Genomic DNA, 19,721 nt, shown 5'->3' on the forward strand with positions numbered 1-19,721 from the left:
CGATCATGAAACCACGGAGCCGGTGACCGGCCGGGAGGAGGCCCGGAAGAATTTCCGGGCCGGCTGTCGAAACGGCCGCCGCCCGTTCGACGCAGGGGTGAGAGGCGGGGAGAGGCCCCGCCCGCACACCGACGAGGAGTGAGCCGCCATGCCGCGTTTCCTGTCACTGATCCGCATCGACGAGCAGCAGGCCTCCGAATTCCGCTCCGACCCCGGCTTCGAGCAGCGGATGGGCGCCCTGTTCGAGGAGATCACCAAGGCCGGGGTGATGCTGGACACCGCCGGGCTGCTGCCCACCAAGGAGGGCACCCGGCTGCTCTGGGACGGCGGGAAGGTGAGCTGCACCGACGGCCCGTTCACCGAGACCAAGGAGGTCGTGGGCGGCTACGCGCTCATGCAGTGCAAGGACAAGGCCGAGGCGATCGAGTGGACCCGGCGCTTCCTGGAGACGCACCCGGCGCACTGGCACGTCGGCGCCGAGCTGCGCCAGCTCGACGAGGGCGCCGCGTCCCCGGAGGCGTGACCGACGGGGCGGTGGTTTGCCGCGGTGGGCGGCGGCTGCTCTGATGGGTGATCGTGACGGAGCGCAACGCGGGAACGGCCGAGCCGGCGCGGACGGCGGGGGCGGTGGAGGCGGCCAGGACGGTCGAGACCGTCTTCAGGATCGAGTCCGCGCGGATCATCGCGGGGGTCACCCGGATCGTGCGCGACGTCGGCATCGCCGAGGAGCTGGCGCAGGACGCGCTGGTCGCCGCCCTGGAGCAGTGGCCCGAGTCGGGCGTCCCGGACCGTCCGGGCGCCTGGCTCATGGCCACCGCCAAGCACCGCGCGATCGACCTGGTCCGCCGCCGGGAGACCTACGCGCGCAAGCTCGCCGAGGTCGGGCGGGCGCTGGAGGACGTCCCGCCGTCCGGGCCGGACGACATCGACGACGACCTGCTGCGGCTGATCTTCACCGTCTGCCACCCGGTGCTGTCGGCGCCGGCCCGGATCGCGCTCACCCTGCGGCTGCTCGGCGGGCTGACCACGGCCGAGATCGCCCGGGCCTTCCTCAGCACCGAGCCGACCGTGGCCCAGCGGATCGTGCGCGCCAAGCGGACGCTGGCGCAGGCCGGGATACCGTTCGAGGTCCCGTACGGGGACGAGCGGGCGGCCCGGCTCTCCTCCGTGCTGGAGGTCGTCTACCTGATCTTCAACGAGGGCTACTCGGCGACCGCCGGGGACGACCTGCTGCGGCCCGCGCTCTGCGAGGACGCGCTGCGGCTGGCCCGGCTGCTGGCCGCGCTGATGCCCGCGGAGCCGGAGGCGCACGGGCTGGCGGCGCTGCTGGAGTTCCAGGCCTCCCGGACGGCCACCCGCACCGGGCCGGGCGGTGAGCCGGTACTGCTCGCCGACCAGAACCGCGCCCGCTGGGACCGGCTGCTGATCCGGCGCGGGCTCACCGCCCTGGGGCGGGCGGGCGGCGGGCCGTACTCCGTGCAGGCCGCGATCGCCGCCTGCCACGCCCGGGCCGCGCGCTACGAGGACACCGACTGGGCGACCATCGCCGTGCTCTACGGCCGGCTGATGGCGCTGACGCCGTCCCCGGTGGTGGAGCTGAACCGGGCGGTGGCACTGTCGATGGCCGAGGGACCGGCTGCGGCGCTGGAGGTGGTGGACGCGCTGGCGGCCGAGCCGGCACTGCACGCGTACCACCTGCTGCCCAGCGTCCGGGGCGACCTGTTGGCGCGGCTGGGGCGGGGCGCCGAGGCGCGGGCGGAGTTCGAGCGGGCGGCGGGGCTCACCCGCAACGTCCGGGAGCGGGAGCTGCTGCTCGCCAAGGCGGCGGAGGCGGCCGAGGCGGCAGCAGCCCGAGCGGACGAGGGTGGAGGGTTCGAGGGCTGAGGATTACCGAGGGTTGCCGGGGGTTCAGAGGGCGTCGTCGAGCCGCAGCCGGGCGCTGACCTGGCCGAGGCCGTCGGCGAGCACGGCCAGCTGCTCCCGGGTGAGCACGTCGATGAGCAGTTCGCGGACCAGGGCGACATGGCCGGGGGCGGCCTCGCGCAGCATCTCGCTCCCCTGCTCGGTGAGCTCGGCGAAGACGCCGCGCACATCGCTGGGACAGGAGCGGCGGCCGACCAGACCCATCTTCTCCAGCTGGGTGACCTGGTAGGTCAGCCCGCTCTTGGAGGTGACCAGGATGTCCGCCAGCTCGGTCATGCGCAGCGAGCCGGCCGGGGCGGCGGAGAGGTGGACGAGGATCTCGTACTGGGTGTGGGAGAGGCCCGATTCCTCCTTGAGCTGGCGTTCCAGGCGACGGTTGAGCAGGTTGCTCGCGGTGACGAAGCTCCGCCAGGCGGCCATCTCCTCCTCGTCGAGCCACCGGGGCTCGTACGGGGAGGCGGCGGAGGGGGGCGCCGAAGGTGCGGACGAGGTGGAGGGCATGGGGTGATCGTACTCCTATTGTTCAAATTCGAACGAAGGTGTACGGTCTAAAACGTCGGGTTCAAATTTGAACTACCGGCCCGTATCCAGCCGCTGAGCACCACCCCCGAGGGTCAGAGGAGAACAGTCGCCATGAGCACCGCCGCCCCCGAGCGCATGCCCGCCCTCTACCTGTCGCACGGCGCGCCGCCGCTCGCCGACGACCCGATCTGGCCCGGTGAGCTGGCCGCCTGGTCTGCCGGCCTGCCGCGTCCCAAGGCGATCCTGATGGTCTCCGCGCACTGGGAGGAGGCCCCGCTCGCGCTCGGCGCCGTCACCACCGTGCCGCTGGTCTACGACTTCTGGGGCTTCCCCGAGCACTACTACCGCGTCCAGTACGCCGCCCCCGGCGCACCGGAGCTCGCCGAGCGCGTGCGCAAGCTGCTGCGCGCCCCCGGGACGCCCGTCCAGGACATCCCCGACCGGGGCCTCGACCACGGCGCGTACGTCCCGCTGGTGGAGATGTTCCCGGAGGCGGACATCCCGGTCCTCCAGGTCTCCATGCCGACCCTGGACCCGCAGCGGCTGCTGGAGATCGGCCGCCGGCTCGCCCCGCTGCGCGACGAGGGCGTGCTGATCGTCGGCAGCGGCTTCTTCACCCACAACCTGCGGGCGCTCAGCCGCGACGGCCGGGTCACCTCGGTGATGGCCGAGTTCGACGACTGGGGCCGGCGCGCGCTGGAGGCCCAGGACCTCGACGCGCTGCTCGACTTCGAGCAGAAGGCCCCGGCCGGGCGGCTCGCCCACCCGCGCACCGAGCACTTCGCCCCGCTGTTCGTCACGCTCGGCGCGGCGGAGGACGAACTGGCGGGCCAGCGCACGGTGATCGACGGGTTCTGGATGGGCCTGGCGAAGCGCTCGATCCAGCTCGGCTGACGGCCCGGCCCGCCGCCGGCCCGGCCGGCGCGGTCGGCCGGCGCGGTCGGCCGGCGCGGTCGGCCTGGTCGCGCCGGTCAGAGGGCGCAGCAGGTGAAGCGCTCGCCGATGTGCTCGGGCTGCTCGATCTCGTCGACCAGCGCCACCGCGTAGTCCGGCACCGAGATCCGGCTCTCCCCCGCCGCGTCGGTGAGCAGCTGCTCCAGCGCGGTGCGGTAGCCGCCGGTACGCTCCCCGGGGCCGATCTGCGCGGCCGGGCTGAGCACCGTCCAGCGCACGTCCGCGACCGTCCGGTAGTACTCCAGCGCGTCGCCGTGCGCGTGCATGATCTCCAGCACCGCCTCCGGCAGGCCAGGGGTGTCCCAGACCCGGGTGCCGGGCGCGGTCTCCAGGCTGCCCGCGCCGCCGACCGAGATCAGCCTGGGCGCCTCGCCGCCGAGCCGGCGAAGCCCCTCGACCAGCGTCCGGGCGGCCGGCTCGATCAGCGCCCGGTGGCCCGGGCCGTCGCCGCCGCCGACCGCGCTGACCAGGGCGTCCTGCCCGGCCGCGACCCGGGCCACGTCCGCCGGGTCCAGCACGTCGCCGCGCTCGACGGACACCTCCGCCGGGTAGCGCGCGGCGTCGAAGCGGGACGGGGTGCGGACGACCGCCGTCACCCGGTGGCCGCGCGCGGCGGCCTCCGCGACGACGGCGCTGCCGATGGTGCCGTTGGCGCCGAACACGGCGATGCTGGCCATGGGGGTACCTACCTGTTCTCCGGGGCGGCGGGAGGGCGGCCGGGTGGGGATCCGGAGCCAGCAGTAGCACCCGGGGCGGGCGGCACCCTGGCGGACACGCGGGAACGGGTGAGACGGTGGGCCGATGACTGATCGTCCGTTGAACGGTGATGACGTCCGGGCGGCGCTCGGCGAGCTGACGGCCATCCTGGGGCCCGCCGCCGAGGCCGGCGGCGCCCGCTGGGAGGCACCCGCCGGACTGCTGGAGTGGAGTTGCTGGGAGACCGCCGCCCACATCGCGCACGACCTGCTCGCCTACGCCGGCCAGCTCGCCGCCCGGCCCGCCGACCGCTACCTGCCGCTGGACCTGACGGTGCACCCGGAGGCCGGTCCGGCCGAGGTGCTGACCGTGGTCACGGCCTGCGCGCAGCTGCTGGCCACCGCCCTGGACGCGGCCCCGCCCACCCTGCGGGCGTACCACCACGGGCCGTGCGACCCGGCCGGCTTCGCCGCGATGGGCGTCACCGAGACCCTGGTGCACACCCATGACATCGCCCTCGGACTCGGCCTGGACTGGCGGCCCCCGGAGCGGCTCGCCACGGCCGTGCTGGCCCGGCTCTTCCCCGACGCGCCCGCCGGGGATCCGGTGGAGGTGCTGCTCTGGTGCACCGGCCGCGGTGATCTCGAAGGCCGCCCGCGCCGGACCTCCTGGAGCTGGCGGGCGGCCGTCGAGTAGATCCTGGGGTCAGCCGGTCGTGGCCTCGGTGGCGATCCGCTCGGCGGCGCTGCGCTCGACGCAGAACTCGTTGCCCTCGATGTCGGTGAGGGTCGCCCAGCCCTTGCCGTCCGGGGTGCGGTGGTCCTCGAACAGCGTCGCACCCAGGGCGAGGAGGCGCTCCACCTCCTCGTCCCGGGTGCGGTCCTGCGGCTGGACGTCCAGGTGGACGCGGTTCTTGACGGACTTGCCGTCGGGCACCCGGATGAAGAGCAGCGAGGCACCGGCCGACTCGACCACGGCCTCCGGGTCACCGGGGTTGTCGTCCTCGGCCAGGGTGCCGTCCAGCACCTGCGCCCAGAACAGGGCCAGGGTGTAGGGGTCGGCGCAGTCGATCGTCACATGTCGCACAAGAGAAGCCATGGCGGCCACTCTGACGGCGATCGGCGCCCCGGTCCACCGGTTATCCGGCGGCCCCGGCGGGCCGGCTGTGCCAGTGGCCGTCGAGCGGGTACTGCGGCGGGGCGGCCGGTACGAGCGCCTCGAACGGGTAGCCGGCCTTCTCGGCGACCCGGCAGGACGCGGCGTTGTCCCCCTCGTGGAAGAGGTCCAGCCGGACCAGCCCGTCGGCGGCGAAGGTCTCCCACGCCCAGCCGGTGAGCGCCGCCAGCGCGCGCGGGGCCACGCCCCGGCCGCGCGCGGCGGCGGCCGTCCAGTAGCCCACCTCGGCGCCGGCGCCGCCCGGGGCGCCGCGCTTGAGCACGACGTTGCCGACCAGCACGCCCCGTTCCAGGACGGCGAAGGAGTAGCGACTGCCCTCGGCGCGGCCGCGGTCCTGGGTCTCCAGCCAGCCGGCGGCCTCGTCGAGGTCGGTCACCTGGTTGCGGATGTAGCGGCGCAGCGTCGGGTCGCGGTGGATGTCGAGCAGGGCGGGCGCGTCCTGCGGCAGGAAGGGGCGCAGCGACAGTCCCTCGGCGCGCGGTGCGGCGACGGCGGGCACAGTCGTCACTTCAGGCCCTCCCAGCCCCAGCGCGGGGTGGGTCCCGGTTCGCCGAGGTCGGTGCCGGCCGGGGAGGCGGAGACGTCCTCGGCGATCCTGGTGCCCCAGTCGAAGTACTCCAGGACGCGGCGGCGCAGCAGCTCGTCCTCGGGCAGCTCCGCGTTCACCGCCTCGGCCATCAGCTCCATCCAGCGCAGCCGCTGCTCCTCGGTGATGGCGAGGCCGAGGTGGGCGCGGAGCAGTTCCCGGTGGCCGCCGAGGTCGGTGGTGAAGCGGTCCGGGCCGCCGAACACCTCGGCCAGCCAGACGGCGACGTGCTCGATGTGGGTGGGCGTGAACCGGGCGAAGACCGGCGCGAGCAGCGGATCGGCGAGCACGCCCCGGTAGAAGGTGTTGCTCAGCCTCCGCAGGGCGTCCAGCCCCCCGATCGCGTCGTACAGGCTGTCGGGACGTTGGTCGGTCATCGGTGCGCCTCTCCCCCGTGGACGGATCTCCTCCCGTCCTTCCTAGCAGCGGAACGCCGACGGACCAACCGGAGGACGTTCCTCCGTTCCACTTCCCGGGCGGGCGCGGGCCCCGGACGGGTGACACCCCCGATCGGGGGTGTGCAGGGGGCGGTGGGCGGAGGACAGTGGGCCCCATGCAGATTCCACTCTCCGTGATGGACTTCCTCGACCGGGCCGAGCTGGTCTACGGCGACCGGGTCGGCATCGTCGACGAGCCGGTGCAACCCGCCGAACCCTGGACGGATCTGACGTACCGTCGGATCGCCGGGCTGGCGCGGGCGCAGGCGGCCGGTCTCGACCGGCTCGGCGTCGGCCCCGGCGAGCGGGTGGCGATCGTGTCGCACAACTCGGCGCGCCTGCTGACCTCGCTGTTCGGCGTGAGCGGGCACGGCCGGGTGCTGGTTCCGGTGAACTTCCGCCTCAAGGCGGAGGAGGTGTCGTACATCGTCGAGCAGAGCGGCGCCTCGGTGCTGCTGGTCGACCCGGAGCTGGCCGAGCCGCTGGCCGGGGTGGTCGCCAAGCACAAGTTCGTGATCGGGGCGGACAGCGACGCGCTGCTGTACGACTTCGGGAACGCGCCGCGCCGCTACGCGATCGACGAGAACGACACCGCGACCATCAACTACACCAGCGGAACCACCGCCCGCCCCAAGGGCGTTCAGCTCACCCACCGCAACGTCTGGCTGAACGCGACGCTGATGGCCCTGCACTTCGGGGCGAGCGACCGGGACGTCTACCTGCACACCCTGCCGATGTTCCACGCCAACGGCTGGGGCCTGCCGTTCTCGCTCACCGGGCTGGGCGCGCAGCACGTGGTGCTGCGGAAGGTGGACGGCGCCGAGATCCTGCGCCGGGTCGAGCGGCACGGGGTGACCTTCCTGTGCGGCGCGCCGGCGGTGGTGCAGATGGTGCTGGACGCGGCGGCCGAGTGGGACGGCCCGGTGCCCGGCCGGGACCGGGTGCGGATGGTGGTGGCCGGCGCGCCGCCGCCGACCTCGGTGGTGCAGCGGATGGAGTCCGAGCTCGGCTGGGAGTTCATGCAGATCTACGGCCTGACCGAGACCTCCCCGGTGGTGACGGTCAACCGCACCCGTGCCGAGTGGGACGAACTGCCCGCCGAGCGACGGGCGGAGAAGCTGGTGCAGGCGGGCGCCCCGGCGATCGGCAACCAGGTGCGGGTGGACGAGCAGGGCGAGGTGCTGGTGCGCTCCAACGTCGTGCTGGACGGCTACTGGCAGCAGCCGGAGGCCACCGCGGAGGCGCTGCGGGACGGCTGGTTCCACACCGGCGACGGCGGCGTGCTGGAGGACGGCTACCTGACCATCTCGGACCGCAAGAAGGACGTCATCATCAGCGGCGGGGAGAACGTCTCCTCGATCGAGGTGGAGGACTGCCTGTACGACCACCCGGCGGTGGCCGAGGTCGCGGTGATCGGCGTGCCGGACGCCAAGTGGGGCGAGACGGTCAAGGCGCTGGTGGTGCTGAAGCCGGGTGCGGAGCTCACCGAGGCCGATCTCATCGCGCACTGCAAGCAGCGGCTGGCCGGCTACAAGTCGCCCACCTCGGTGGAGTTCCGGGACGCGCTGCCGCGCACCACCACCGGGAAGCTGCAGAAGTTCCGGCTCCGCGAGCCCTACTGGTCGGGGCGGGAGCGGAAGGTCAACTGACCGTCACAGGCCGGGGGTTCAGTCGAGCAGGCCGGACTCCCGGGCGGTGACGGCGAGTTCGGTGCGGTTGCGGACGCCGAGCTTGTGCATGGCGCTCTTCAGGTAGCCGGTCACCGTGTTGCAGGTGAGGCCGAGCTGGGCGGCGATCTCCGGGTTGGTCCGGCCGGTCGCCGCCCAGCGGAGCACTTCGTGCTCGCGCCGGGTGAGCGGGGCGAGCGGGGCGCACCGGGGTCTTCGCGCACCGGCGGGGCCCACCGCGGACACCCCCGTCCCACGCCAGGCGTCGGCCCCGGCCAGGGCCCGGGTGGCGGCCTCGGCGAGCCTGGCCACGGCGGCGATCCGGACGTCCCCGAACGGGACCACCGCGCGCAGCGAGGCGTACACCACGCCGTGCACCGTGCCGCCGTGCAGCAGCGGCACGGTGAGCATCGCGTAGAGGTCCTCGGCGATGACCGCGGCGTCGTAGTGGTGCGAGATGGTGGTGTCGGCGCGGTAGTCGGGCGCCCAGCTGGGTGCCCGTTCGGCCAGCGCCCGGCCGCCGAGACCGGTGCCGGCCGGCACCGGGAGGTCGTGCAGCAGCTCGGCCCGGGTGCCGGCCCAGTGCCGCAGCACCATGCCCTCGCCCCCGGCCGCCGCCACACCCGGCTCGGGCACGCCGACCAGGCCGACGTCGGCGCCGCAGTCGGCGACCACCCGGCGGGCGAGGTCGCCGAGCACGGCGTCCCTGACCAGCTCGGCGGCCCGGTCGGCGAGGTCGTCCGGGGCCTCGGCGCTGCTCTTCGACGCGGTCGGGGCGGTCGTCATCGCGCGATTGTCACACGCGGTCGCGGCGCTGGGGAGGGGGCGCGAACGGGTTCGGTGTGCGTGTCCCGGGGAGTTGTGCGGAGTTCCGGGTGGAGGCGCACGCGGCGGCGTAGGGTGCGGGCGCGAGGTTACCGGCGGGTCACCATCGCGGACCATTGCGGACCGCCGGGGTTTCCGATGTTTCCCAGGTTTCCGAGCATGACGAAGGGGAGTTCCATGGTGGATCCCAAGGTTCCCGAGGGCTCGTCCGTGCTGGCCGGCCTGCTGGCCGACCTGCGGACCGAGAGCGGGGTGCTGGACGGGCTCGTCGCCGGGCTGGAGCCGGACGGCTGGGCCCTGGACACGCCCGCGCCGGGGTGGACGGTGGCGCACCAGATCGCCCACCTGGCCTGGACGGACGACTGGTCGGAGCTGGCCGCCCGCGATCCGGAGGCCTTCGTCACGGAGTCCCGCCGGGTGTTCGGCGGGCTGGTGGCGGCCGGCGCCGACCCGGTGGAGGACGGCGCGGCGCGCGGGGCGGCCGAGGAGCCGGGCAAGCTGCTGGCCCGCTGGCGGGCCGGCCGGGAGCGGCTCGCGGACGCGCTGGCGGCGGCGCCGGCCGACGCCCGGCTGCCCTGGCTCGGCCCGCCGATGAAGGCCGCGTCGATGGCCACCGCGCGGCTGATGGAGACCTGGGCGCACGGGCAGGACGTGGCGGACGCGCTCGGCGCCGTCCGGGAGCCGACCGCGCGGCTGCGGCACGTCGCGCACCTGGGGGTGCGGACCCTGGGGTTCGCGTTCACGGTGCACGGGCTGCCCGCTCCGCAGGCCCCGGTGCGGGTGGAGCTGACCGCCCCGGACGGCGGGTCGTGGACCTGGGGGCCGGCCGACGCGGCGGACCGGGTGACCGGCCCGGCCCTGGACTTCTGCCTGCTGGTCACCCGGCGCCGGCACCGGGACGACCTCGGGCTGACCGCCGTCGGCGAGGTGGCGACGGCCTGGCTGCCGATCGCCCAGGCCTTCGCGGGCCCGCCCGGGACGGGCCGGGAGGCTGGGTCGTCGCGGTAGGCGAGGCCCTCGCACCAGGTGTGCCGACCACGGAGACCGGTTCCCCGTCGGCAACCTCCGTGGCCGGTACGCCGGTCACCGGGCCGGCCGCGCACCCGGACCGCGGACGGGGCCGGGGCACGGCTTCGTCCCTGCGGTGGCGGCATGAACGCCGGCCCGGACGGGTGGACCGACCGGGCGGCGGCTCAGCAGACGGCCGGCACCGTGACCGTCGCGCTCGCCACCGGCTGGCCCGTCCTGGTGGTGATGAAGCTCGCGATGATGCCCACGCCGCACGGGACGGTGCTCACGATCGGACCGACCGTGATGCCCCGGGACCCCACGACGGCGCCGAGGCTCTCGCGGTCCAGGCTGTGGCCGGCCGTGGTGCCGAGATCCAGTACGAACGAGGCCATCTGCGGGGGGCCGCCGGCCGATCCCACCCAGCCGGTGGCGGACGCGACGCGGCCGTCGAGCGTCAGGCACACCTGGGTCCCGATGCCGTAGCCGCAGGTGGTCGTCGACGAGATCGTGGCGGTGCCCGAGGGACGGGCGGTGGCCTGGGTGGCGCCCGCGACGCCGAGCCCGGACAGCGCGGCACCGACCGCGAGGAACGCAACGAAACGCTTCATCGGAGTTCTCTCCTTCGAGGACAGGAGGTGCTGGGAGTTTGTGCCATGTCACGCTTCACATGGCAGATGCTTCCACGCACTCCGGCCGGCATTCCCGACCGGGCCGAAATCCCTTCAGGCATACCGGAATTGGCCCATCAATGGCGTGAATCCGCACTGCGAGCGGCAGGATTCCAGGACGATCCGGCGGCTCGACCTATTCGGCCTACTATTCGTCAAATAGTCCAGGTTGTACGGCAAACCACACGTTTCAGCGATATACAGGGTTCGTCGGCACATGATGGACTTCGGACTCCGGCGCGGCGCAGGCACCCCCCACGACTGCGCCGCGCCGGCCACTTCCCGCCGTCGCGCAGGAGCAGCAGCCCGCGGCCCCGCTCCAGGGCGCCCGCCGTCGGGCATCGCGCCATTACGGCGGCTTCGCCATATCTCGTGGCCCGCAAGGGGTTTGGGAGGCCAAAAAGGCGGCGGCCGGGCCACCCCGTCACAGCCCGATCCGCAGCGGGGTCAGCCGGGTGGCGACCAGGTTGGTGGCACCCCGGTCCCGTTCGACGTGCCCGTGGACCAGCAGCCCGGCCCGGTCCAGGGCGGTGCGGCGCTGGGACTCCCAGACCGGCCGGCCGCAGATCACGTTGATCAGGCCGGTCTCGTCCTCCAGGCTGAGGAAGAGCACCCCGCCCGCCGTCGGCGGCCGCTGCCGGTGGGTGACCAGGCCGCCGACCACCACCGCCGTCCCCGGCGGCACGTCCGGGAGTTCGGCGGCCGAGAGCGCGCCGCCGCGCTCCAGGTGGGCGCGCAGGTGCTGGAGCGGGTGGCTGGTCGCGGACGTCCCGGTGGCCCAGAGGTCGGCGATGGTCTCCTCGACCGGGGTCATCGCGGGCAGCTCCGGCGCCTCGGTGCCGGGCGTGGTGCCCGGGATGAGGTCCGCCGAGACGCCCGCGAACGCGCCCGCCGCCCAGAGCGCCTGCCGCCGGCCGAGCCCGAAGCAGCCGAACGCGCCCGCCGCGGCCAGCGCCTCCAGGCCCGCCGCGGGCAGTCCGGTGCGGCGGGCGAAGTCCTCCAGGTCCGCGTACGGCTGCCCGGCCGCGATGGCCTCGGCCTGCGCGGTGCCGATGCCGCGCACGGTGTCCAGGCCGAGCCGGATCGCGGGCTGCGGCTTGCCCGCGGTCAGCGGCGGCCTGGGCGTCGGCCCCCGGTACGGCTCCAGGGTGGGCCCGGCGCCGCTGGCGTTGACGTCCACCCCGCGCACCCGCACGCCGTGCCGCCGGGCGTCCGAGATCAGGCTGAGCGGCGAGTAGAAGCCCATCGGCTGGTTGGCCAGCAGGGCGCAGGTGAAGGCCGCCGGGTAGTGGTACTTGAGCCAGGCGCTGGCGTACACCAGGTAGGCGAAGCTGATCGCGTGGCTCTCCGGGAAGCCGTAGTTGGAGAAGGCCTCGATCTTGGTGTAGACGTCCTGCGCCACCTCCTCCGGGATGCCGCGCTCGGCCATGCCGCCGAGCAGCCGATCGCGCAGCCGGGCGACCCGCTCGTGCGAGCGCTTGGCACCCATCGCCTGGCGCAGCCGGTCCGCCTCGGCGGGGGTGAACCCGGCGCAGTCGATGGCGAGCTGCATCATCTGCTCCTGGAACAGCGGCACCCCGAGGGTCTTGCCGAGGGCGTTCTCCATCAGCGGGTGCGGGCAGCCGGCCGGCTCCACCCCGGCGCGGCGGCGCAGGTACGGGTGGACGGAGCCGCCCTGGATCGGGCCGGGCCGGATCAGCGCGACCTCGACGACCAGGTCGTAGAAGTGGTCCGGCTTGAGCCGGGGCAGGGTGGCCATCTGGGCCCGCGACTCGACCTGGAAGACGCCGACGGTGTCGGCCCGCCGCAGCATCGTGTACACACCCGCGTCGTCGTCCGGGATGGTCGCCAGGTCGTAGCGCTCACCGTGGTGCCGGGCGACCAGGTCGCAGGTGTCGTGCAGCGCGGCGAGCATGCCGAGGCCGAGCAGGTCGATCTTGACCAGTCCGGCGCCGGCCACCGACTCCTTGTCCCACTGCAGCACGGAGCGCCCCGGCATCCGGGCCCACTCGGTCGGGCAGATCCCGGCGATCGGCTCCCGGGTGAGCACCATGCCGCCCGAGTGGATGCCCAGGTGGCGCGGCAGGCCGTGGAGCTGTCCGGCGAGCGCGAGCACGTCGGCCGGGACGACGGCGTCCGCGCCGGGCGGCGAGCGGAAGTCCGCCTGCCGGCTGAACGCGTCCACCTGTCCCTGCGGGTAACCGAGCACCCGGGCGGCGTCGCGCAGGGCCAGCCGGGGCCGGTAGGTGATCACATTGGCGACCTGGGCGGCGTGCTCGCGCCCGTACCGGCGGTAGACGTACTGGATGACCTCCTCGCGGCGGCGGTTCTCGATGTCCAGGTCGATGTCCGGCGGCCCGTCGCGGGCGGTGGAGAGGAAGCGTTCGAAGAGCAGCTTGTAGTGCACCGGGTCGACGGCGGTGATCCCGAGCGCGAAGCAGACCGCGGAGTTGGCCGCCGAACCGCGGCCCTGGCACCAGATGGACTCCCGGCGGCAGAAGTCGACGATGTCGTGGACGATCAGGAAGTAGCCGGCCAGGTCGAGTTCCTCGATGACGTCCAGCTCGCGGGCGAGCTGGCGGCGGGCCGGGCCGTTGCCGGGCCCGAACCGGGCCGGGCCGCCCTGGGCGACCAGTTCGCGCAGATGGCTGATCTCGGTGTGGCCGGGCGGGACGGGGTAGCCGGGCAGCTCCGGATCCAGGGTGGCGAAGTCGAAGGCGCAGGCGCGGGCGAGGTCCACGGTGGCCTCGCGGACGCCCGGGAAGCGGGCCAGCCGGGCCGCCATCTCGCGGCCGGAGCGCAGGTGGGCGGTGCCGGAGGCGCTGATCCAGCCCGCCGCCTCGGCGAGGGTGCGGCGGTCGTGCAGGGCGGCCAGGCTCTGGGCGAGGCGGCCCTCGGCGGGGCTCGCGTGGTGGGTGTTGGTGGAGGCGACGGTGGTCAGGCGCAGCCGGGCGGCGAGCGCGGCGAGGGCGTCGTTGCGCAGGTCGTCGCCGGGAAGCCACTGGTCGATCAGCTCCACATGGACGTTCTCGCGGCCGAACGCCTCGGTGAGGGTGTGGAGTTGGTGCTCGGGGTCGGCGGCGGGGGCGCCCGGGCCGGAGCCTCCGTCGGCGGCGGCCAGGGCGGCGGACACCCGGCCGAGGCGGCAGCCGGTGAGCACCGCCCAGTGGCCGCCGTGCGCGCCGGCGAGGGCCTCGAAGTCGTAGACCGGGTTCCCCTTGGCGCCACCCGCGAGTTGGGCCGCGCCGATGACGGCGGAGAGGCGGCGGTAGCCCTCCGGGTCGCGGGCCAGCACCAGCAGGTGCTCGACGCCTCGCCGCTCATGACGGAGTGTCAGTTCGGCTCCGAAGACGGTGGCCACGCCCGTGCCGCGGGCCGCCTCGGCGAACCGGACCGCGCCGTAGAGGCCGTCGTGGTCGGTGAGCGCCAGGGCCTCGACGCCCAGCCTGGCGGCCTCGGCGACCAGCGCCTCGGGGTCGCTGGCACCGTCGAGGAAGCTGAAGGCGGAGTGGACGTGCAGTTCCGCCCAGGGCGGTCCGGCGGGCCGCTGCCCGGTGGGGCGTCCGGTGGGCCCGTCCGGCCCGTCCGGCCCGTCGCCGGCTCCCGGGCGCAGCGGGACGACGACGTCGCCGCCGTCGCCGCCACTGCCGCTGCCGGACAGGCGCCGGTGCAGTTCGCTCCAGGGGAGGGAGGGATGACTGGTGAATCCCATCGGGGTGGTGCCTTCGGTCTCTCGCTGGTCTCCTACCCCCCTCGGGTCGTACCGGCCGTCAGTCGTACCCGGCCTCCACGAACCAGGCGCCCCCCTCCACCGTGAGCAGCAGCGCCCGCCCGTCCGCCACCGTCACCTGGAACCGGGCCCGGCGACGGGCGCGCGCCTGGTCCCACCAGTACTCGACCGCCGGCCAGGGACCGGTCCAGCCGTCCACCGCCAGCTCCCGCCCGCGCACCGCCACGGTGGACGGCCGGGCCGACACCCCCGCCCGGCCGTCCACCGTCACCGGCCGCCCGTCCGCGTCCAGCACCGCCGCCGGCACCGGGACGCGGTGCACCACGGCCGGCCAGACGTCCCGCAGCCCGCCGACCCGCCCCGGCCAGGGCGCGTCGGCGGGCGCCGCCGGGTCGTACGGCTCGCCCCACGGCACCCTGACCACCTGGTCCTCCGGCCCCCGGCCGCCGGCCGGCTCGATCCGGCGCAGCCCGGCGTGCCCGAGCACCGCCTGCACCCGGGCCACGGCGCGCTCCACCCGGTCGTCCGCCACCGCCTGTCCCCAGAGGGCGAGCTGACGGCCCTGGTCGGGGGTGAGGTCGTCGGGGACGAGGCGCAGTGCGGTGAACCCGCCCGGCTCGGGGGCGTGCGGTCCCCCGGCTTCGCCGCCCCGGCCGAAGGTGCCGGTGCCCTGCCAGGCCTGGAGCTGCCAGCGGACGCGTTCGGCGAGCGCCGTCGCCGAGAGCCGGCCCTCGTGCCGCCAGAGCCGCGCGACCGTCCGGCCGTCGGCGCACTCCACCTCGACGGCGACCCGCTGGCAGGTCAGCCCCGCCCCGGCGAGCCGCTGGTGCAGCCGCTCGGCCAGGGTGCGGGCGACGAACACCAGCGGTTCGGCGAGCGGCTCGGGCGGGTCGAAGCGCTGCTCGACGGAGAGGTCCGGCCCCTCGGTGCGCGGCACCAGCGGGCGCGGCTGGAGACCCCGGGCCAGCCGGTGCGCCACCGCGCCGGCCGGGCCGAAGCGGTCGGCCACCGACTCGGCGGGCAGCGCGGCGAACGCCCCGACCGTGGGCAGGCCCAGCCGGTCCAGCAGTTCGGCCAGCTCGGCATCGCCGAGCGCGGCCACCGGGTAGGGCGCGAGGAACTCCGCCGTCCGCCCGGCGGGGACCAGCACCCCGGCGCGGGCGGCGAGCACGGCGGCGAACAGGCCGTCGGCCACGCCGACCCGGCCCGGCGGCGGCGGCGCGGCGGCCGGGGAGGCGGCCCCGGGGCCGGGGGCCGGCGGGTAGGCGGGCGGGCGGGCGAAGCCGCCCCGGGCGCCGTCCCGGGCGGCGGGCGCGGCGGCGAACAGCTCGTCCACCCCGGCGGTGCGGCGCCGGGCGGCGGGCCGTTCGGCGTCGGCGGGGTGCAGCGGGACGACCGCGGCCAGGCCGGCGCCACTCCCGGTCCCGTTCCCGGTGCTCTCCGCGTCGCTCTCGGCGTTCCCGTCGCCGTCATGGCTCCGGGCCCGCTCCGCGTCCGTCGGGTGCGCCGCGTGCGCCGGGTGCGCCTGAGCGGCGTCGGCCGCGGCCTCGGCCGACGCCGCCAGGGCGGCCGTGACCGCCCCCTGGACCTTCGCCGCCAGGGCCTCCTCCCCGCCGAAGTAGCGGGCCGGCCCCTTCACCGGGATCGCGCACAGCCCCGGACGCAGCACCTCCACCCGGGGGGTGAACGCCTCCACCGCCGCGACCACCGGCTCGAACCGCCGGACCTCCGCCTCCGGGTCGCGGTCGCGCAGCTCCAGCGCCGGGCAGAGCCGCTGGGCCAGCTTGAGCCGCTGCCCCTGCCGCACCCCGGCCGCCCGGGCCGCCGTCGAGCAGGCCAGCACCCGGCCGCCCTCGACCACCGCCACCGGGACGTCCCGCTCCTCACCCTCCCGCCCCTCCACCGGGCGTTCGACGGCCACCACCGGCCAGTCCGGACACCACACCACCAGCACCCGGGGGGTGACCGCGCCACCCGTCCCGGTGAACCCGGCAACCTCGCCGCCGGTCATCTCACACCACCGCCATACGGTCGAGGCCCGCCCCGGCCCCCGGCACCGCGTCCTCCCCCACCACGGCCACGTCCACCGTCCCGGCACCGACCGCCTCCTCCACGGTCCGCACCGCGCCGTGCGCGTCCGGCAGCCAGAGCCGGGCCGTCCGCCCGCGCCCCGCCGATCCGCGTCCCTCGGCCACCACCTCCACCTGCCGTCCGGTGAGCCGCCCGTGCCCGTCCCCCAGCCCGAACCAGCGCCCGGAGCGCACGCCCAGCCGCAGTCCGGCCCCCGGCCACGGCCCGGCCACCAGCAGCACGCAGCCGCTGCGGCGCAGCACGGCGGCCAGCCGGGCGGCCAGGTTCGGCGGGACCGGGCCGTCCGGGCGCAGCATGATCAGTTCGACGGCGCCGGCCAGGACGGAGACCACCTCGGCCCAGTGCGGTCCGGGGTCGTCGGCCACCAGCAGCCGCCGCAGGTCGAGCCCGTACCCGGCGGCCGCGGCCAGCCCGAGGTCCGGCAGCCCGACCGCCGCGGCCCAGCCGCCCTCGGTCTCCCGCACCCCGGCGGCCAGCGCCAGCAGCAGCCCGGCGTCCCCGCCCGCCACCGACACCGCCGCGCCCCGCCGCAGCCCGCCCTCCGGCAGCAGCCCGCTCAGCGCGGGCACCACCGGCAGCAGCCCCCGCGCGGGGGCAGCGGTCGACGCCACCGGTCGGAGCGCGGGCTTCCGCTCGACGGTGGATTCGAAAACAGATTCGAAAACGGGCACACCCCCAGGATCGAACATCCGTTCGCAAAGATTCAAGTCCGAATCGTCCGCTTCCGCCCGGTCACTCTCCGTGCTCAACCGGAAGGGGGCGTCCGCATGCGCGCCGGACCGCGGCGACACCGGCGGCCCACTCTCGTCCAGATGGAGACCGCCAGGACCTGATGTCGCGTCACCGTCCCGCCGCACGTAGGGTGTCGATAGTCCGTTGAACGGAATGTTGGCGCCCGGGCGGGGGGTTTCAGTGCGCACGCCAAGCCGTCGTTTATCCACGGCTGGCAGGGTCTGCCGGTGCGACCGAGGGCCCGCCCGGCCCCGGCGGCGGTCGCGACGATGAAACGAGGTCGAGGAGAATCATGCGTGGCACCACGCTCGGTGACCGCTACCGTCTGGACGAGTGGCTCGGCGGCGGCTCGATGGGCGACGTCTGGCTCGCCCGGGACCAGGTGCTCGACCGCCGCGTCGCCGTCAAGGTCCTGAAACCCGCACTGCTGGACGAGCCCGGCTTCGCCGAGCGGTTCCACGACGAGGCCCGGGTGATGGCCAGGGTGCAGCACCCCGGCATCGTCGGTGTGTACGACTTCGGGCCCGGCCGCACCGCCGACGACGTCCCCTCCTGGGGCGCGCCGCAGGCCCCCGCCGCCCACCCGGTCGCCTACCTGGTCATGGAGCTGATCGAGGGCGAGCCGCTGAGCGCCGTGTTGGAACGGCGGGGCCCGCTGACCGTCCCGGAGTCCCTCGGCCTGGCACTGGAGGTGCTGGCCGCGCTCCAGGCCGCCCACGAGGCCGGGATCGTCCACCGGGACGTCAAGCCGGCCAACCTGATGATCCGCGGCGACGGCCAGGTGGTCGTCACCGACTTCGGCATCGCCCGCCCCGGCTGCGACCCCCGGCTCACCGTGCCCGGGATGGTGCTCGGCACCGCCGCCTACCAGGCGCCCGAACAGGCCTCCACCGGCACGGTCACCGCCTCGGCGGACCTGTACGCGCTCGGGGTCGTGCTCTACGAATGCCTGTCCGGACGGCTGCCGTTCGAGGGCGAGACCGCCCTCGAACTGATCCTCAAGCACCTGACCGACCCCGTGCCGCCGCTGCCGGACGACGTCCCCGCCCCGGTCCGGGCCCTGGTCGAACGGGCCCTGGCGAAGGACCCGGCCCTGCGCTGGCCGGACGCCGCCGCCATGGGCGCGGCCGTCGTCGCGGCCCTCGCCGGCGAGTCGGTCGAAGGCCCGGCGGGCGGGCCGTCCTGGGCGGCGGTGGTCCGCTCGACCGGCGCGCTGGCGGCGCTCCGGTCCACCGGATCGGCGGCGCGGCCGGTGGTCGCGGCGGGGGGCGGGGACGGGGACGGGGGCGGGGCTGCCGCGCCGTCGCCGCGGCGCACGGGCGGGTGGCGGGCGGCGCTGTTCGGCAGCCGGCGCCGGACCCTGCTCGTGGCGGGCGCGACCGCGCTCTGCTGCGCCGCCACCGCCACCGCGGCCCTCGTGCTGCACCGGCCCGGGGAGCCGGTCCGCTCCCGGACGGCCGACGTGGCGGTGTCGGGCGTACCGCTGACGGCCCCCGTCGGCCTGCTCCCCGAGGCGGGCGCACCGTCCCCCTCCCCCGACACGCCGGCCGCATCCGGGGCCCCGTCGCCGACCGGGCCGGTGGTCCCGGGCGCACCGCTCCCGGAGGGTGGGACCGTCGGCGGCGGAGCGGTCGGTGGTGGGGAGATACCGGGCGGCGGGACCGTGGGCGGCGGAGGTGCCCCGGGCGGTCCGACCGGCCGGGACGGCGCGGCGCCGGGCTTCCCCGCGAACCCTCCGGCCGCCGCGCCCGCCCCCGGGGGCCCGGACGCCCCCGCCGGTTCCCCGGCCCCGGGCGGCCCGGCCGTTCCGTCCGGCCCCTCACCGGCGCCCGGACAGCCGTCGACACCGGGCGGCCCCGTCTACACGGCCGCCCCACCGCCGCCGAGTGTCCCCGCCTACACCGCCGCTCCCTCGCGGACCGTGCCCCCGGCCCCGGACTACACCTACGCGCCCAAACCGACCTACACCGCCTCCCCTCCGCCGTACACCGCCTCGCCGCCCCCGCCGCCGCCCGGCACCATCCCGACGGATCCGCCCATCAAGCCCCCGACCCAGCCGGGCCAACCGATGCCGCCGCTGGCCCGGCTGTCCAACGGCGGGGCCGTGCTGTACGACCAGGCCTCGCTCGACCGGCCGGGCAACCCGGTGGTCCTGTCCTCGGACGACGGCGGCCCCGGCGGCGTCTGGCAGCTGATCCCGTACACGGAGGGCGGGTACGCCCTCTCCAACGGCGCCACCGAGTACTCCAAGGTCCTGAACCTGGAGGAGGCCCGCGCCCAGACGCAGCTGGCGTCCCGGCCGGCGCCCCCCGCCACCGCCGCGACCCAGGTCTGGTCGTTCTTCCCGGTACCGGGGGGCTACGTGGTGACCGTCGCCCGGGACTCACGGCGCTGCCTGTCCGCCGTCGGCCCCGGCGTGCCCGCCACGGTCCGCACCTGCGCGGGCACCGCCGACCAGGTGTGGACGGTCTCCGCCGCCTGACCGGCCCCTGTGCGGACGGTCGGCCCCGGCCGTCCGCACGAGCCGGGGGCGGGGACGGCCGCGCCGAGCAGAGGCACCGGACGCTCCGCCTCCGCCGGGCAAATCGGGTCCCCACCGCCCGACCGCTCCCCCGCAGACCCAGGCCGGTAGCCAGGAAGGTCCCGCCGGGTGGCCGCCGAGGCCGAGCAGAGACACCAGCCCCCGGCCTCCGGCGAACCGCC

The 19,721-nt window shown here is 75.6% G+C and carries 17 protein-coding genes; 7 read left to right on the top strand and 10 right to left on the bottom strand.

All coding sequences use genetic code 11. From position 1 onward, the window contains the following. The first annotated feature begins 148 nt into the window (after positions 1-148). Positions 149-523 (top strand): YciI family protein, encoded by a 375-nt coding sequence (locus ACFVVU_RS04210; RefSeq protein WP_387788329.1) that lies wholly within the window; start codon positions 149-151, stop codon positions 521-523. 104 nt (positions 524-627) lie between these two features. Next, positions 628-1,884: an RNA polymerase sigma factor gene (locus ACFVVU_RS04215; RefSeq protein ID WP_387788502.1), complete on the top strand. Its 1,257-nt coding sequence runs from the start codon at positions 628-630 to the stop codon at positions 1,882-1,884. A 24-nt stretch (positions 1,885-1,908) separates the two neighbouring features. Here the strand turns inward: ACFVVU_RS04215 and ACFVVU_RS04220 are convergent, their stop codons facing one another. Continuing rightward, complete coding sequence (locus tag ACFVVU_RS04220) at positions 1,909-2,424, bottom strand: MarR family transcriptional regulator (RefSeq protein WP_355368711.1); 516 nt, start codon at positions 2,422-2,424, stop codon at positions 1,909-1,911. A gap of 132 nt (positions 2,425-2,556) precedes the next feature. On the opposite strand from ACFVVU_RS04220, the gene ACFVVU_RS04225 reads away from it, so the two are divergent. Beyond that, a complete protein-coding gene (locus ACFVVU_RS04225; protein WP_380684180.1) occupies positions 2,557-3,339 on the top strand; it encodes a dioxygenase in 783 nt (260 codons plus the stop codon). Between the two features lie 77 nt (positions 3,340-3,416). Here the strand turns inward: ACFVVU_RS04225 and ACFVVU_RS04230 are convergent, their stop codons facing one another. Then, on the bottom strand, positions 3,417-4,076 hold the full coding sequence (locus ACFVVU_RS04230) for an NAD(P)-dependent oxidoreductase (protein ID WP_380684181.1): 660 nt from the start codon (positions 4,074-4,076) through the stop codon (positions 3,417-3,419). A gap of 124 nt (positions 4,077-4,200) precedes the next feature. Between ACFVVU_RS04230 and ACFVVU_RS04235 the strand changes: the two genes are divergently transcribed. Further along, positions 4,201-4,791, top strand: coding sequence for a maleylpyruvate isomerase N-terminal domain-containing protein (locus ACFVVU_RS04235; protein ID WP_387788330.1), 591 nt, complete (start codon positions 4,201-4,203; stop codon positions 4,789-4,791). 9 nt (positions 4,792-4,800) lie between these two features. On the opposite strand, the gene ACFVVU_RS04240 is transcribed toward ACFVVU_RS04235, so the two are convergent. Genes ACFVVU_RS04240 through ACFVVU_RS04250 form a run of 3 tightly spaced genes read right to left on the bottom strand, consistent with a single transcriptional unit; the run spans position 4,801 to position 6,234 of the window. Continuing rightward, a complete protein-coding gene (locus ACFVVU_RS04240) occupies positions 4,801-5,193 on the bottom strand; it encodes a VOC family protein (protein ID WP_380685046.1) in 393 nt (130 codons plus the stop codon). Between the two features lie 40 nt (positions 5,194-5,233). After that, complete coding sequence (locus ACFVVU_RS04245) at positions 5,234-5,779, bottom strand: GNAT family N-acetyltransferase (RefSeq protein ID WP_387788331.1); 546 nt, start codon at positions 5,777-5,779, stop codon at positions 5,234-5,236. Then, positions 5,776-6,234, bottom strand: coding sequence for a group II truncated hemoglobin (locus ACFVVU_RS04250; RefSeq protein ID WP_387788332.1), 459 nt, complete (start codon positions 6,232-6,234; stop codon positions 5,776-5,778). The genes ACFVVU_RS04245 and ACFVVU_RS04250 overlap by 4 nt, the downstream gene beginning before the upstream one ends. Before the next feature lie 176 nt (positions 6,235-6,410). On the opposite strand from ACFVVU_RS04250, the gene ACFVVU_RS04255 reads away from it, so the two are divergent. After that, the gene (locus ACFVVU_RS04255) at positions 6,411-7,943 is read left to right on the top strand and encodes an AMP-binding protein (protein WP_387788333.1); all 1,533 of its coding nucleotides are present in this window, start codon (positions 6,411-6,413) and stop codon (positions 7,941-7,943) included. A gap of 18 nt (positions 7,944-7,961) precedes the next feature. Here ACFVVU_RS04255 and ACFVVU_RS04260 read toward each other — a convergent pair whose 3' ends face one another. Beyond that, positions 7,962-8,747 (bottom strand): LuxR C-terminal-related transcriptional regulator, encoded by a 786-nt coding sequence (locus tag ACFVVU_RS04260; protein ID WP_387788334.1) that lies wholly within the window; start codon positions 8,745-8,747, stop codon positions 7,962-7,964. A gap of 216 nt (positions 8,748-8,963) precedes the next feature. Between ACFVVU_RS04260 and ACFVVU_RS04265 the strand changes: the two genes are divergently transcribed. Beyond that, the gene (locus ACFVVU_RS04265) at positions 8,964-9,794 is read left to right on the top strand and encodes a TIGR03084 family metal-binding protein (protein ID WP_387788335.1); all 831 of its coding nucleotides are present in this window, start codon (positions 8,964-8,966) and stop codon (positions 9,792-9,794) included. Between the two features lie 185 nt (positions 9,795-9,979). Here the strand turns inward: ACFVVU_RS04265 and ACFVVU_RS04270 are convergent, their stop codons facing one another. The 4 genes from ACFVVU_RS04270 to ACFVVU_RS04285 all read right to left on the bottom strand — a co-directional run bounded on the left by ACFVVU_RS04270 (position 9,980) and on the right by ACFVVU_RS04285 (position 16,897). Beyond that, positions 9,980-10,405: a hypothetical protein gene (locus ACFVVU_RS04270; RefSeq protein WP_380685055.1), complete on the bottom strand. Its 426-nt coding sequence runs from the start codon at positions 10,403-10,405 to the stop codon at positions 9,980-9,982. A gap of 484 nt (positions 10,406-10,889) precedes the next feature. After that, entirely contained in the window at positions 10,890-14,177 is a 3,288-nt protein-coding gene (locus tag ACFVVU_RS04275; protein WP_387788336.1) for an error-prone DNA polymerase, read from the bottom strand. 58 nt (positions 14,178-14,235) lie between these two features. Then, a complete protein-coding gene (locus ACFVVU_RS04280) occupies positions 14,236-16,206 on the bottom strand; it encodes a hypothetical protein (RefSeq protein WP_387788337.1) in 1,971 nt (656 codons plus the stop codon). Between the two features lies 1 nt (position 16,207). After that, entirely contained in the window at positions 16,208-16,897 is a 690-nt protein-coding gene (locus ACFVVU_RS04285) for a hypothetical protein (RefSeq protein ID WP_387788338.1), read from the bottom strand. A gap of 413 nt (positions 16,898-17,310) precedes the next feature. Here ACFVVU_RS04285 and ACFVVU_RS04290 point away from each other — a divergent pair, with 413 nt between their 5' ends. Continuing rightward, positions 17,311-19,500, top strand: a complete 2,190-nt coding sequence (locus ACFVVU_RS04290) for a protein kinase (protein ID WP_387788339.1) — start codon at positions 17,311-17,313, stop codon at positions 19,498-19,500. Positions 19,501-19,721: the final 221 nt, after the last annotated feature.

Source organism: Kitasatospora sp. NPDC057965 (assembly GCF_042887135.1).
Lineage (GTDB): Bacteria > Actinomycetota > Actinomycetes > Streptomycetales > Streptomycetaceae > Kitasatospora.

Bases quoted from the DNA above. Each gene is read 5' to 3' on its own strand.
- ACFVVU_RS04210 (WP_387788329.1), top strand. From the start codon at position 149: ATGCCGCGTTTCCTGTCACTGATCCGCATCGACGAGCAGCAGGCCTCC.
- ACFVVU_RS04220 (WP_355368711.1), bottom strand. From the start codon at position 2,424: ATGCCCTCCACCTCGTCCGCACCTTCGGCGCCCCCCTCCGCCGCCTCC.
- ACFVVU_RS04225 (WP_380684180.1), top strand. From the start codon at position 2,557: ATGAGCACCGCCGCCCCCGAGCGCATGCCCGCCCTCTACCTGTCGCAC.
- ACFVVU_RS04230 (WP_380684181.1), bottom strand. From the start codon at position 4,076: ATGGCCAGCATCGCCGTGTTCGGCGCCAACGGCACCATCGGCAGCGCC.
- ACFVVU_RS04235 (WP_387788330.1), top strand. From the start codon at position 4,201: ATGACTGATCGTCCGTTGAACGGTGATGACGTCCGGGCGGCGCTCGGC.
- ACFVVU_RS04240 (WP_380685046.1), bottom strand. From the start codon at position 5,193: ATGGCTTCTCTTGTGCGACATGTGACGATCGACTGCGCCGACCCCTAC.
- ACFVVU_RS04250 (WP_387788332.1), bottom strand. From the start codon at position 6,234: ATGACCGACCAACGTCCCGACAGCCTGTACGACGCGATCGGGGGGCTG.
- ACFVVU_RS04255 (WP_387788333.1), top strand. From the start codon at position 6,411: ATGCAGATTCCACTCTCCGTGATGGACTTCCTCGACCGGGCCGAGCTG.
- ACFVVU_RS04260 (WP_387788334.1), bottom strand. From the start codon at position 8,747: ATGACGACCGCCCCGACCGCGTCGAAGAGCAGCGCCGAGGCCCCGGAC.
- ACFVVU_RS04265 (WP_387788335.1), top strand. From the start codon at position 8,964: ATGGTGGATCCCAAGGTTCCCGAGGGCTCGTCCGTGCTGGCCGGCCTG.
- ACFVVU_RS04270 (WP_380685055.1), bottom strand. From the start codon at position 10,405: ATGAAGCGTTTCGTTGCGTTCCTCGCGGTCGGTGCCGCGCTGTCCGGG.
- ACFVVU_RS04275 (WP_387788336.1), bottom strand. From the start codon at position 14,177: ATGGGATTCACCAGTCATCCCTCCCTCCCCTGGAGCGAACTGCACCGG.
- ACFVVU_RS04280 (WP_387788337.1), bottom strand. From the start codon at position 16,206: ATGACCGGCGGCGAGGTTGCCGGGTTCACCGGGACGGGTGGCGCGGTC.
- ACFVVU_RS04290 (WP_387788339.1), top strand. From the start codon at position 17,311: ATGCGTGGCACCACGCTCGGTGACCGCTACCGTCTGGACGAGTGGCTC.